Here is a 13872-nt window from a genome sequence, read left to right as displayed (position 1 = left end):
TTGCAACAATCAGCCGGCCAGCATCGGGTAGGTAAACAACCCGAAGTGAAGCAGATTCAAGCCAAAGTGCGTGGCAATCGCGGCGCCCAACCCGCCGAAGCGATACGCCAGGCCATAACCGATGCCTGCAATACTCGCCAGCAGCACCCAATGCCAGCCCGCGCCGAGGTGCACCAGGCCGAACAGCAGCGAGGCCAGCAACAGTGCAAGGTGCTCGCCGTAGGGCAGGTGTTTGAAGCGTTGACTCAGGCCACCCTGGATATAGCCACGAAACAACGCTTCTTCCACCAGCGTCACCAGCAGCAGGTTATTCAGGACCCACAGCCATGCCTGTTCCGGCCATTTGGGTGCCCAGTCGATCATTCCCAGCAATGTGGCGCCGCCCAGCGCAGCGACCGCCGTCAGGGTCAGTGCCAGGGCCGCGACGCAGATCGACAGGCGCAGCGTGCGACGCGCCACGATCCATGGGCAGGCCAGCAACAGCCAGAAGCCAATCAGCGGTTTGTCCTGGTTCAGGTACATTGAAAACGGTACCGAGTCAGCGGTAAAACGCTGCGGCGCGATACCGCGGCCGTTGTAGAAGCCCGGCAGCCAGTGCATCGCCAGACCCAGGGCCAGGACAATGAACAGGCCGTGGCCGAGGTAGCGCGCCCAAGGGCTGCGTTGCTGGCGCACGGCGTACCCGGCGATCAGTAGCATGGCCACCGACACGGCCGCTAGCGCGCCCAGTTGCCCGTAGGTCAGGGCCAGTCCGTAGCCAATCGAAAGAAGCACCAAGTACAGCCAGGGCAAAGCGAACATGTGAAATCCTTGGAAAAAACTGGCCGGCATTATAGCGACCGGCTTTCTGCGCAGGCATGAAAACTCTTCCACGCACGGCGCGTGGGTTAAGTGATTGCAAAACAGGAAGGCGGCTGGTTATAGTCGGCGCGTCGTTATCCCTTCAAAAAAGATCAGCACATGCCAGCTTCCCAGCGCATAGCGGTAGTCGATTCAGCGGTCAGCGCTGTGGTCGTGCCGTGCGGGAAGAAACAGCCTGCGCAGATCAGTCACTACCCCCCCACCTGTCAGTAGCGCGCCGGTGTACGCAGTCGTATCACCGCCGGGTGTCGGCATTTCGGGCTGATCAGCGAATCGCTGTTCCCTTTTGCCTACCTGAAAAAAACCTATTGAGTTTCAGCTTTGGCTGAATCGGCTTTTTTGCCTAATTACAGGTGGTATCCATGTCTGTTCTTTCGAAACAATCCGTGGCCGCGGCGGCCTCGACGAGCCTGTTTGTTCTGTTGTGGAGCAGCGGGGCGATTTTCTCCAAGTTGGGCCTGGCCCATGCTTCGCCTTTTGCCTTTCTGCTGATTCGCTTCGCCATCGCCCTGGCGGGGCTGGTGGTTCTGGTGCCGATCCTCAGGTTGAAACTGCCACGCCCCGGCAAGCCCATGCTGTATGCGGCGGCGACGGGGCTGGTGTTGTTAGGCGCGTATCAGATTTTCTATCTGCTGGCGCTGGACCTTAAAGTCACTCCCGGCGTGATGGCCACCATCATGGGGGTGCAGCCGATACTCACGGTGGTACTCATGGAGCGCCAGCGTTCCTGGCGCCGGCTGTTTGGCCTGGGCCTGGGATTGGCGGGGTTGATCATGGTGGTCTACCAGGGCATCGGTCTGTCCGGCATGTCGATGGCGGGCATGCTCTATGGCCTGTTGGCACTGGCGAGCATGACGCTTGGCTCGATCATGCAGAAGCGCATCACCGATAACCCGTTGGGTACGCTGCCGGTGCAATACCTCGCCGGGTTGCTGCTGTGCTCGGTATTCGTGCCGTTCCAGCCGTTCCATTTTGAACACAGCGCCAGCTTTTACCTGCCGGTGGTGTGGATGGGGTTGGTGGTGTCGTTGCTGGCGACCCTGTTGCTGTACCGGCTTATCGCGCGGGGCAACCTGGTGAACGTCACCAGTTTGTTCTATCTGGTGCCGGCAGTGACGGCGGTGATGGATTACCTGATTTTTGGTAATCGGCTGGCGTTGTTGAGCGTGTTGGGGATGGGGTTGATCGTTGTTGGCTTGGGGTTTGTGTTTCGTAAAAGCTGAGTGCGTGGCGAGCCGTTGAGTCAATGCTGACTGGAGCACGCGCAAGAAGGTGCTCCAGTCAAAGCATTGTTTATTGTGTTACGCGCAAGATTCAGAGTCTGCGCCATACTCGCGCTATTAAGGGCAAACGCTCAGATAGTGGCCCGATGCCGCATTGCAGAGCGCTCAGCACACTCATGTTAGCCGACCGCTGGCATTCAGTACGATTGTGCTTACAGAGTAATGCTGTAATAATTCCGACCTTATTGTGGCCTATATCCTACGTATTTATAGGGTATGCAGTTTGCTCGCAAAGGGATGTTGTGTCTATTTTCGCATCGCGCAGTCTATCCAATGTCCAACCGCACGACGTTTGCTTAGCAAAGGTTGCGGTTTTGATGTGCTCGTACAATGGTGAGGCGTTCCTTAGGGATCAACTCGACTCCATTGAGCGACAGAGCCATCGCAACTGGTCATTAGTCGTTTCCGATGACGGCTCTCGAGATGGTACGCCAGCGATTCTCCAAGACTATGCTCAGCGTTGGGGGCGCGACCGTTTGAAGGTTGTGGCCGGCCCCGGAAGAGGGTTTGTTGCCAATTTTCTCTCGTTAACCTGCCGTCCTGACGTCGTTGCGGATTATTTCGCCTGGTGTGATCAGGACGATATCTGGAACGACGATAAGCTGGCGGTGGCGCAGTCCTGGTTGCAGACCATTCCTGAGCACATCCCTGCTCTATACTGTGGCCGTACTCAGTTAGTCAGTGAGTCTGGTGCAAAGCTTGGCTTTTCTCCGCTTTTCCCACGCCCTCCGCACTTCTCAAACGCGCTCGTTCAAAGTATTGCGGGTGGCAACACGATGGTTTTTAATCGCGCTGCACGTGAATTGATCATCGAGGCGGGTTTGAACGTCAAGGTTCCCTCTCACGACTGGTGGATTTACCAGCTTGTGACTGGGGCGGGCGGCGCCGTGCACTATGATCACGAGCCGAGAATGTTGTACCGCCAGCACGATGAAAACCTCATTGGCAGCAACTCCAGTTGGGCCGCTCGCGTCGTACGGCTGAAAATGATTTTCCAGGGACGCTTCTTCGAATGGAACGAACAGAATATCTGTGCCCTCGAAGCGATGTCCCACCGTCTTTGCGAAGAGCAACGACTGACTCTTATGCGTTTCAAGCATGCGCGCAGGCAAACGTTACTTAGACGAGTGTTGGGGTTCCGGTCGGCCGGTTTGTATCGGCAGACTTTAATGGGGAACCTCGGGCTAATTCTTGCAACACTACTGAAAAAGATCTGACTCAATGACTATCTTAGTAACCGGCGGTGCTGGCTTTATCGGTGCAAACTTTGTATTGGACTGGGTAGCCAACATTAATCTGGATAAGCTGACGTATGCCGGCAACCTGGAGAACCTCAGCTCGCTGGAAGGCAACAAGCGCCACGTATTCGTACAGGGCGACATCGCAGATACCCAGCTGGTCCAGCGTTTGCTCGCTGAACATCAGCCGCGCGCTATCTTGAACTTCGCTGCCGAGTCGCACGTAGACCGTTCTATCCACGGCCCGGAAGACTTCATCGAGACTAACGTCGTCGGTACCTTCCGCCTATTGGAGGCGGTGCGTGCCTACTGGAAAGGGCTGGACGCCGATGCTCAGCAATCCTTCCGTTTCCTGCATGTGTCGACTGACGAAGTCTACGGCTCCTTGGCCAAGGACGATCCTGCGTTCACCGAACACCATCAGTACGAGCCTAACAGCCCGTACTCGGCCAGTAAGGCGGCCAGCGACCATTTGGTGCGTGCCTACCATCACACCTACGGCTTGCCGGTACTGACCACCAACTGCTCGAACAACTACGGGCCGTACCATTTCCCGGAAAAACTGATCCCGTTGATGATCGTCAACGCGTTGGCAGGCAAGGCACTGCCGGTGTATGGCGACGGTCAGCAAATTCGTGACTGGCTGTACGTAAAAGACCACTGCAGTGCGATTCGTCGTGTGCTGGAAGCCGGCACCGTGGGCGAGGTCTACAACGTCGGCGGCTGGAACGAGAAGCCAAATCTGGACATCGTCCACACCGTGTGCGCCCTGCTCGATGAGCTGCGCCCTCAGGCGAATGGCACGCCGTACAGCGACCAGATTGCATACGTCACCGATCGCCCTGGCCATGACCGCCGTTACGCCATCGACGCGCGCAAACTGGAGCGCGAGTTGGGGTGGAAGCCGGCCGAAACCTTCGAGACCGGCATCCGCAAGACCGTGGAGTGGTACCTGGATAACCAGGATTGGGTCAGCAATATCCAATCGGGCGCTTACCGCGAGTGGGTAGAAAAGAACTACGCCGAGCGTTCCGCATGAAGATCCTTCTACTTGGCAAAAATGGCCAAGTGGGGTGGGAGTTGCAACGCAGTTTGGCCCCGCTGGGCCAATTGCTTGCGCTCGACTCGAAAAGCCAGGACTACTGCGGTGATCTGAACGACCTGCAAGGGTTGGCGGCCACCGTGCAGCGCTTTGCGCCTGACGTCATCGTCAATGCGGCGGCCTATACGGCCGTCGACAAAGCCGAAAGCGAGCCGGACCAGGCCCTGCGTGTGAATGCGCAGGCCCCGGCAGTGCTGGCGGCAGAGGCGCAGAAGCTCAATGCCCTGTTGGTTCACTACTCCACTGACTACGTGTTCGCCGGTGATGGCCAGACGCCTTGGCAGGAAAGCGACCCGGTTGGGCCGCTGAGCGTTTACGGCGCGACCAAACTCCAGGGCGAGCAAGCGATCCAGGCCAGCGGCTGCGCGCATCTGATCCTGCGCACCAGCTGGGTCTATGCAGCGCGAGGTAATAACTTCGCCAAGACCATGCTGCGTCTGGCGCAAGAGCGCGACAGCCTTAACGTGATCGACGACCAGTTTGGTACGCCCACCGGGGCGGATCTGTTGGCCGACGTTACCGCACATGCCATCCGCACAATGCATTCGAACCCCCAACTGAGTGGGGTTTATCACCTGGCGGCAGCTGGCGAGACCACATGGTATCGCTATGCCCGCTTCGTGCTTGAACACGCTCAGACTGCCGGTGTGCAACTCAAGGTTGCCCCGGACGCCGTGGGTGCGCTGACTACCGCCGCTTACCCAACACCGGCCAAGCGCCCCGGCAACTCCCGACTCAACACCCAAAAACTGCAGAATGCCTTCTCATTGCGCTTGCCTGAATGGCAAGACGGTGTGGCACGGATGCTCATAGAAACACTAGAGAAATGAACATGCTCAAACGTAAAGGAATCATCCTGGCTGGCGGCTCAGGCACGCGCCTGCACCCTGCAACCTTGGCTATCTCCAAGCAATTGCTGCCGGTTTACGATAAGCCAATGATCTACTACCCGCTGACCACGCTGATGCTGGCGGGTATTCGCGACATCCTGATCATTTCAACGCCGCAGGACACCCCGCGTTTCGAGCAGCTGTTGGGCGATGGCAGTAGCTGGGGTTTGAATATTTCGTATGCCGTGCAGGCGTCCCCGGATGGCCTGGCGCAGGCATTCATCATCGGCGAAGAGTTCATCGGCAACGACCTGTCGGCCTTGGTGCTGGGCGATAACATTTATCACGGCCATCATTTCAATGAACTGCTGGCAAGCGCGATGCTGCGTCAGGATGGCGCGAGTGTTTTCGCCTATCACGTGAACGATCCTGAGCGTTACGGCGTTGTAGAGTTCGATGCACAGGGCAAGGCGATCAGCCTCGAAGAAAAGCCTCTTGAGCCCAAGTCGAACTACGCGGTGACCGGTCTTTATTTCTATGACCAGGACGTAGTGGACATCGCCAAAAGCATCAAGCCGTCGCCACGAGGCGAGCTTGAGATTACCGACCTTAACCGTATCTACATGGAGCGGGGCAAGCTGTCGGTAGAGATCATGGGCCGAGGCTATGCGTGGTTGGATACCGGCACCCACGACTCGCTGCTGGAAGCCAGTAGTTTCATCGCTACGCTTGAGCACCGTCAGGGGCTTAAAGTGGCCTGCCCTGAAGAGATCGCGTTTCGACAAAAGTGGATTGATGCGCAGCAGCTGGAGAAACTCGCCGCGCCGCTTTCCAAGAATGGCTACGGTCAGTATCTCAAGCGTTTGCTGCACGAAAAGATTTTTTGATAGTGCGATGCCCGGCGCGGTATTCGGAGCTGTTGCCTGAAGAATAATTTGATCTGTAGCGCCGCGAAGCCGGCCCTGATAACACTTTGGAGATATTGTAATAATGCGATCCAGCTCACTTGCCATCCCGGACGTAATTCTGTTTGAGCCGAAGGTGTTCGGGGATGAACGCGGTTTTTTCTACGAAAGCTTCAATCAGAAAGTTTTCGAGGAGGCCGTTGGAAGACCTGTTCATTTCGTGCAAGACAACCACTCCAAATCAGTCAAGGGCGTGCTTCGCGGGCTGCATTATCAGATCAAACAGGCCCAGGGCAAGCTGGTGCGCGTCACACACGGTGAGGTCTTTGACGTCGCCGTGGACCTGCGTGAAAGCTCGTCGACATTCGGTAAATGGGTCGGCGTACACCTTAGTGCCAGCAACCGAGCGCAGCTCTGGATTCCGCCAGGATTTGCCCACGGTTTCGTGGTGCTCTCGGAAAGTGCCGAGTTCCTCTACAAGACCACCGATTATTGGGCACCTGAGCATGAGCGCAGTCTTGCGTGGGATGACGCTGACGTGGCAATCGAATGGCCGATTACCGAGCCGCCTACGCTCTCTGCCAAAGATGCGAATGCCGTAAGTCTGGTCAACGCTGAGAAGTTCGCCTAGTGGATCCTCATAGCAGACCTTCAGCAGGTCCAATCAGTCTTGTGGTCAATCTCTGGAAATACCGTTCATTGATTTCACAAATGACCAAACGTGAAGTCATTGGGCGTTACCGCGGATCGGTGATGGGCCTGACATGGTCTTTCTTCAACCCGATTCTGATGCTCGCGGTCTACACCTTCGTGTTTTCAGAAATTTTCAAATCCCGATGGATCGGTGTCGATACAGGCAAGGGTGGGTTCGCGATCCTGCTGTTTGTCGGCATGATCGTCCATGGGCTATTTGCCGAGTGCGCCAATCGTGCACCGACGCTTGTCATGGCCAACAGCAACTATGTCAAAAAGGTTGTGTTCCCGCTTGAGATCCTGCCGGTAATTACCTTGGGTTCTGCCCTGTTCCACAGTTGCATTAGCCTGGTCGTATTGTTGGGCGCCCAGTTTCTTATCCTGGGAGAACTGCATTGGACGGCGCTGCTGTTCCCCTTGATTCTCGTGCCATTGATTCTGGCCACGCTGGGGGTCAGTTGGTTTTTGGCGTCGCTGGGGGTTTACCTGCGGGACGTGGGACACGTAATCACGGTGCTCACCACCGTACTGCTCTTTCTTTCGCCCGTGCTTTACCCGGTAGCGGCGCTGCCGGATGTTTATAAGCCTTGGTTAAAGCTCAACCCGCTGACCTACATTATTGAAGAGAGTCGAAGCGTTCTGCTTTTCGGCCATCTACCAAATTGGGAGAGTCTCGGCGTCGCTGTCATCGTTGGAGCAATCATTGCCTCCGTCGGCTATTGGTTCTTCCAAAAAACACGTAAAGGGTTCGCTGATGTCATCTGATCAAGCCGTAATCAGCGTTCGGAATGTCTCCAAATGTTTTTACACCTACGACAAGCCTAGAGACCGTTTAAAGCAGGCAATCGTGCCGCGTTTCCAGCGATGGGCGGGTGACAAAGTCACCACCTACGGCAAGGAGTTCTGGGCGCTGCGCGACGTCAGCTTTGAAGTCAATAAAGGTGAAACCGTCGGAATTGTCGGTCGCAATGGCTCGGGTAAGTCCACGCTGCTGCAAATTATCTGCGGCACGCTGACACCGACCATCGGCGAGATCGAGACGCGCGGCCGCATCGCCGCGCTGCTTGAGTTGGGCTCGGGTTTTAACCCGGAGTTTACCGGTCGGGAGAATGTCTATCTGAACGCGGCGGTCCTCGGGCTGACGCACGACGAGGTGAATGATCGCTTTGATGCAATCGCAAGCTTCGCCGATATCGGTGAGTTCCTGGATCACCCGGTCAAGACCTACTCCAGTGGCATGGCGGTAAGGCTCGCATTTGCGGTACAGGCCCAAGTCGATCCTGAAATCCTTGTGGTGGACGAAGCGCTTTCGGTGGGCGATGCACGCTTTCAAGCCAAGTGCTTCGAACGCCTGCGTCAGCTGAAGGAAAATGGCACCAGCATTCTGTTAGTGACCCATTCCAGTGAGCAGGTGGTTACCCATTGCTCGCGCGCGATCCTGTTGGAACAAAGTCGAATAGAAATGATCGGAGAGTCACGTCCGGTTATAAATCGTTACACCGACATCCTGTTTGGCCGCAATTCCGACGCAAGCACTGAAGAACAAGACATTCCGGTGCAGTCGGATAAAGCGGCCGAGCCCCTGGTACCAACCGTGCAACTGTCGCTGGATAGCGATGTTTACGCGTCGCGTGTGGGCTATAACCCGCACGAGTATCGATGGGGTGACGGTGCTGCAACGTTGATGGATTTTCATCTGAGCGCAAGCGGTCGAGAGTACCCAACCAGCCTGGAACCAGGTGAGGAAATCGTACTGGGTTTGTCGCTTAAATTTAACCGTTCGGTCATAAACCCCATTCTTGGGTTCACTATCAAAACCAAGGAAGGTGTCACGGTATACGGCACAAACTCCTATTTACTGGATTGTGTTGAGACCCGTTCGATGGGCGAATCCGGGACTGTTGCCACTGCCAGTGTGAAATTCACTAACAAATTGGCCACTGGCGATTACTTTATATCCCTAGGGATCGCGTCCAGAGAGGGCGAGCACATCATTCCCCATGACAGGCGTTATGACTCCATTCACTTTGTTGTCGAACCCACGCCAAAGCTATTGGGGTTGATTGACCTCGCCGCGACTATGAGCATCGATCCGGTAGACCTTAATGTTTAAACTTGATCAATATGGTTATTCCAAGGATAGCGATACGGGTGTTTGGGTGCGCGCCGACTTCCAAGGCATCGCGTACAGCGACGGAGATAATGCAGAAAACGAACTCGCCCAGATCATCAGTAATGCCAGCGACGTGTCTGTGTTATCAGACGAGCTGCCGCAATACTGCACCGACTGGGCCAAGCTCTACCACTTGAGCGCGACGCGCGCGAACATCCTGCGTCCCTTTGAGCACCTGTTCAAATCCCGAGTGCTGGAAATTGGCGCCGGCTGTGGCGCTATCAGCCGCTACCTCGGCGAATGTGGCGCTGATTTATTGTGTCTGGAAGGAAGCCCGCGCCGAGCAGCCATGGCTGCGAGCCGTACGCGGGATCTGGATAACGTGACGGTGTTGGCCGAGCGCTTCGATGACTTCAAAATCGAGGAGCAGTTCGACGTTGTCACGCTGATTGGCGTCCTCGAATACGCCAGTATGTTTAGCAGCGCACCCGACCCCGCCTTAGCGATGCTCATGCGCGTTCGCCAATTGTTGAAGCCCGATGGCCATCTTTTTATCGCCATCGAAAACCAGTTGGGTCTGAAGTACTTCGCCGGCGCGCCGGAAGATCACGTCGGCATCACCATGTACGGTATCGAAGGCCGGTACGAGCGCGGACAGCCCAAGACCTACGGCAAGAAAGAGCTCGAAGACCTCATAGCGCGCGCAGGTTTCACCTCGTCCAGCTTTCTGGCGCCGAGCCCGGATTACAAACTTCCCAATTCGATCATTACCGAGAGCGGCTTTGCGTGCGACGGTTTTGACGCCGCCGCGCTGGCTTGGCAGAACGTCAAGAAAGACCCGCAACTTCCTGAGCAGACAACCTTCAATCTGGAGAAGGCCTGGTCGGTGGTTATCAACAACAGCCTGGGTATGGAACTGGCCAACTCGTTTTTGATCGTGGCTTCTTGCGCCGATGATCAACCGCTGGACAGTGATGTATTGGCGTATCACTACAGCACAGGCAGAAAGACTCGGTACTGTAAGGAATCGTTGTTCGTTAACACCGCGCAAGGGATTCAGGTTCAGTACAGAAAGCTGGGCAATGTGGCTGTCGATGAGTCGAGTGCCATTGCTGACGACGGTTTCAAATACGTGCTTCCGCGTGTGGATGCCTACGCGAAAGGTAGCGTGCTGAGCCTTGAGTTCCTCGATGTTGCGGCCCGCCGCGATTGGAGTATTGAGGGCTTTACGCCGTTTTTGCAGAAGTACCTGGCGTGTTTGCAGAGCCTGTTGGACGAGGAGGGCGCTGGCACCAAGCTTCTTTCAGCCAAAACACTGCTCCCCGGCCGTTACATTGACGCCGTTCCGCAAAATATCGTCGTCGACGCCAGCAACATCCCCAAGTTTATCGATGTCGAGTGGGAGATGAATGAGGGTGTGGAGCTCGGTTATCTGATGATGCGAGCCCTGCTGCTGCTTATGGCGGCTGCGAACCCGTTCTATCCAAGCAGCTCATCGGTGAGCCGCCAAGAATTCGTGACTCAGCTGTTGGCTAGCGCAGGCATGGATATCAGCGCAGATGACCTGACGCGCTACATTGCGACTGAAGCGGCCTTTCAAGAGCGGGTAACCGGTGCCGATGCAGGCCAGTTTCTCAACTGGTCTCCTGAAGCCATGATTCACAAGATAGGCGCGGTGCACCTGCCTTCCACGCACGCCAAACTCTATATGAGTGACGCGGCGGGAAATTTTTCTGAAGAATCAACGTTGCTCCAGGTGGTCAATGACGGGCACCAGGTAATCAAGTTCCGCCTGCCCGATGGGTTGCCCGATGGCGTGGTGTTGCGTTTCGACCCCATCAATCGTCGCCAAAGCTTCTCGATTGACACTATCAAGGTGTACTCTAGCGCCGAAACGATTTGGGAGTGGCAGGATGACATCAGTGACCCGCTGGTCATCGCCTCCGCCATGCGGATTTCCCAGATCGGTCGCAACACGCTTTATCTAGCGCTGAGTGACGACCCAAGCGTAACGATTCCTTTAAAAGACGACATGCTTAGTGGCGCCGACCTGCTTGAGCTGGAAGTAAGCCTTACTTTATTCACGGAAGAGCAACTCGCTCAAGAGATTAATGTGCTGAATCAATCCGGGCTGACACGCCCCAACTCCGAACTGCAAGACAAGCTGGATCAGCTTCTCGATTCAAACAGCAAGCTGGACCAGATTCTCGATTCAAATAGCAAGCTGGATCAACTTCTCGATTCGAATGCTAAATTGGATCAGATTCTTGACGCGAACAGCAAGCTGGACCAGATTCTTGATTCAAACAGCAAGTTGGATCAACTTCTCGATTCGAACAGCAAGCTGGATCAGATTATCGATTCGAACAGCAAGCTCGACCAGATACTTGATTCGAGCGTCAAGCTGGAGCAACTCGTTGATTCGAACAGAGAAATCAGCGATGTGCTTGGACTGTTGAAGGCATCGATCACCTCCACTCATGCTGAGATGATCGCTCAAGCTGTTCGCGAGAAAGATAAAGAAGTTCAGGCGGTGGTTGAGCAGTTGCAGTTGGCGGCCGAAGAGCATCAGTCCGCCCTTCAGCTACTGACAGAACAGAAAAATCTCGAGTTGGATGAGAAGGACATTCAGATCAGTGAGTTTATCGCCGCGGTAGCGCTGGAAAATGCACATTCCGAAGCCGAGCGTCTCAAGATAATCGAAACGCTGCATCAGCAGATCACGCTTAAAGATGAAGCGTTGCACAACACGCTGGCCACTTGGCAGGAATCGTTGAGGGATAAAGATGTTCACATCGCCAACCTCGAAGAGCAAATGCGTGTTCAGCAAGTTCAAAAAGATACTCATATCCATAATTTGAACCTGCACATAATTGCCATGCAATCCACGTCCAGCTGGAAGGTGACTGCGCCTTTTCGCAAGCTTGTGAAACGTGTTGGGCAAGTCAAAAAGGGTGTGCGTCTGCTGCCGGCGGTGATTCGTCGTGGCGGCGGCCTTAGCAGCACCGTGGGCAAAGCCATTACGGTTGCTCGGCAGCAAGGATTGGCCGGTTTAAGAGCACGCGTTGTGTATGTGGCCACCTCGAGCAGTCTTAACTCCATCGGTCAGGAAGCTCGAGAAGTATCTGATCGCTTTGATTATTCCAAGTGGGTCGAGTATTACGACACCTTGGATGACAATGGCCGTTGGAAGATGAGTGAAGAAATTCGCACGTGGAAAAGCAAGCCGCTGATTTCGATCATCATGCCTGTCTACAATCCACCGCTCGATTTGCTGCGTGAAGCCATTGACAGTGTTAAATCCCAACTCTACAAGAATTGGGAGTTGTGCATCGCCGACGATGCTTCCACGGATAAAGAGGTCATCGCGTATCTCAAGACGCTGTCGGGTCAGGACAAGCGTTTCAAAGTCATGTTCCGCAAAGAAAACGGCCATATTTCCAAGGCCAGTAACTCGGCGCTGGAACTGGCCTCGGGGCAGTACATTGCGCTGATGGATAATGACGACCTCATTCCGGAACACGCACTGTATTGGGTTGCCCGCGCCATCCACGACAACCCGGACGCCGGTATGATCTATTCCGACGAGGACAAGATTGATTCCTCGGGGAAACGCAGCTCGCCTTACTTTAAATCGGACTGGAACGAGTTTCTGTTCCGTTCGCAGAATATGGTTTGTCACCTGGGTGTCTATCGCTCCGACCTGGTCAAAGAAGTCGGCGGTTTCCGCGTTGGCTTTGAAGGCTCGCAAGATTACGATCTCGCGCTGCGCTGCGCCGAAAAACTCGAGCGCGCACAAATCGTGCACATTCCTCGGGTTCTCTACCACTGGCGCATGCACGCTGGCAGCACAGCCATGGCAGGGGATGAAAAGCCCTATGCCGCCCTCGCTGGTGTTAAGGCGCTGGACGAACATTTGCTACGCAAAGGTGACATAGGCCGTACAGAGCTGCTGCCTATGGGCTTGTACCGGGTCCACTACACGCTCCCAGCTAAAGCTCCGTTGGTCACGCTGGTTATTCCGACGCGTAACGCTTACGCGCTGGTCAAGCAATGCATCGACAGCATTGAGCGTCTAACCACCTACAAAAATTACGAAATTATCTTGATCGATAACGGGTCGGATGATCCTGTTTCTCTCGAGTATTTCGCATCACTTGATCAGCAAGACAACATTCGAGTCTTACGTGACGATGGTCCATTCAACTATTCTGCGTTGAATAATCGCGCAGTGAGAATGGCACGCGGCGAACTGATCGGCCTGATTAACAACGACATTGAAGTGATCACGCCGCAATGGCTGGATGAGATGGTGTCAATCGCGTTGCAGCCTAATGTCGGCGCGGTAGGCGCTCGCCTCTGGTATCCAGACGACCGCTTACAGCACGGCGGTGTAGTGCTCGGTGTCGGCGGCGTCGCGGGCCACTCCCATAAATACCTGCCTAAAGGTGACTACGGTTACTTCTGCCGGGCTGGGTTGATCCAAGAGTTTTCAGCCGTCACTGCAGCGTGCTTGATAATCAAGAAGTCCATCTTTGAGCAAGTGGATGGCTTGGACGAAGAGAATCTCAAAATCGCGTTCAATGATGTCGACTTCTGCCTGAGGGTTCAGGAAGCAGGCTACATCAATGTCTGGACGCCTTTTGCCGAGCTGTATCACCATGAGTCCGCGACACGGGGCCTTGAGGATACACCTGAGAAGAAGGAGCGGTTTTCCAAAGAGGTTCTTCATGTTCAGGCGCGCTGGCCGAAGATTCATGAAGACTATACGTACAATCCGAATCTTACTTTGGAACATGAAGATTTCAGTTTGGCGTGGCCACCGAGGGTAAAACTGTAATCAGTTT

The 13872-nt window shown here is 55.1% G+C and carries 10 protein-coding genes; 9 read left to right on the top strand and 1 reads right to left on the bottom strand.

The genetic code is table 11. The features are described from left to right. Positions 1 to 9: 9 nt before the first annotated feature. Positions 10 to 801: a lysostaphin resistance A-like protein gene (locus AB5I78_RS21295; RefSeq protein WP_369301322.1), complete on the bottom strand. Its 792-nt coding sequence runs from the start codon at positions 799 to 801 to the stop codon at positions 10 to 12. A gap of 422 nt (positions 802 to 1223) precedes the next feature. Here AB5I78_RS21295 and AB5I78_RS21290 point away from each other — a divergent pair, with 422 nt between their 5' ends. The 9 genes from AB5I78_RS21290 to AB5I78_RS21250 all read left to right on the top strand — a co-directional run bounded on the left by AB5I78_RS21290 (position 1224) and on the right by AB5I78_RS21250 (position 13865). After that, entirely contained in the window at positions 1224 to 2084 is an 861-nt protein-coding gene (locus AB5I78_RS21290; protein ID WP_369301321.1) for a DMT family transporter, read from the top strand. A gap of 302 nt (positions 2085 to 2386) precedes the next feature. Then, a complete protein-coding gene (locus tag AB5I78_RS21285; RefSeq protein ID WP_369301320.1) occupies positions 2387 to 3361 on the top strand; it encodes a glycosyltransferase family 2 protein in 975 nt (324 codons plus the stop codon). Positions 3362 to 3365: 4 nt separating this feature from the next. Beyond that, positions 3366 to 4421 carry a dTDP-glucose 4,6-dehydratase gene (gene rfbB / locus AB5I78_RS21280; RefSeq protein WP_370003539.1) on the top strand — a complete coding sequence of 352 codons (1056 nt, stop codon included), beginning with the start codon at positions 3366 to 3368 and terminating at the stop codon, positions 4419 to 4421. Next, positions 4418 to 5314: a dTDP-4-dehydrorhamnose reductase gene (rfbD, locus tag AB5I78_RS21275; RefSeq protein ID WP_242195795.1), complete on the top strand. Its 897-nt coding sequence runs from the start codon at positions 4418 to 4420 to the stop codon at positions 5312 to 5314. The genes rfbB and rfbD overlap by 4 nt, the downstream gene beginning before the upstream one ends. Before the next feature lie 2 nt (positions 5315 to 5316). Further along, a complete protein-coding gene (rfbA, locus tag AB5I78_RS21270) occupies positions 5317 to 6201 on the top strand; it encodes a glucose-1-phosphate thymidylyltransferase RfbA (protein ID WP_106576359.1) in 885 nt (294 codons plus the stop codon). A gap of 103 nt (positions 6202 to 6304) precedes the next feature. Continuing rightward, entirely contained in the window at positions 6305 to 6850 is a 546-nt protein-coding gene (rfbC, locus tag AB5I78_RS21265; protein WP_242195789.1) for a dTDP-4-dehydrorhamnose 3,5-epimerase, read from the top strand. Further along, entirely contained in the window at positions 6850 to 7677 is an 828-nt protein-coding gene (locus AB5I78_RS21260; protein ID WP_262208347.1) for an ABC transporter permease, read from the top strand. The genes rfbC and AB5I78_RS21260 overlap by 1 nt, the downstream gene beginning before the upstream one ends. Next, positions 7667 to 9025, top strand: a complete 1359-nt coding sequence (locus tag AB5I78_RS21255; protein WP_262208346.1) for an ABC transporter ATP-binding protein — start codon at positions 7667 to 7669, stop codon at positions 9023 to 9025. Before AB5I78_RS21260 ends, AB5I78_RS21255 begins: the two co-directional genes overlap by 11 nt. Further along, a complete protein-coding gene (locus AB5I78_RS21250) occupies positions 9018 to 13865 on the top strand; it encodes a glycosyltransferase (protein ID WP_369301319.1) in 4848 nt (1615 codons plus the stop codon). Before AB5I78_RS21255 ends, AB5I78_RS21250 begins: the two co-directional genes overlap by 8 nt. Positions 13866 to 13872: the final 7 nt, after the last annotated feature.

This window comes from Pseudomonas sp. N2-3-1-14 (assembly GCF_041228395.1).
In the GTDB taxonomy this organism is placed as follows: domain Bacteria; phylum Pseudomonadota; class Gammaproteobacteria; order Pseudomonadales; family Pseudomonadaceae; genus Aquipseudomonas.
The sequence above is the reverse complement of the archived record's forward strand: the minus strand, read 5'-3'. Positions and strand labels throughout refer to the sequence as shown.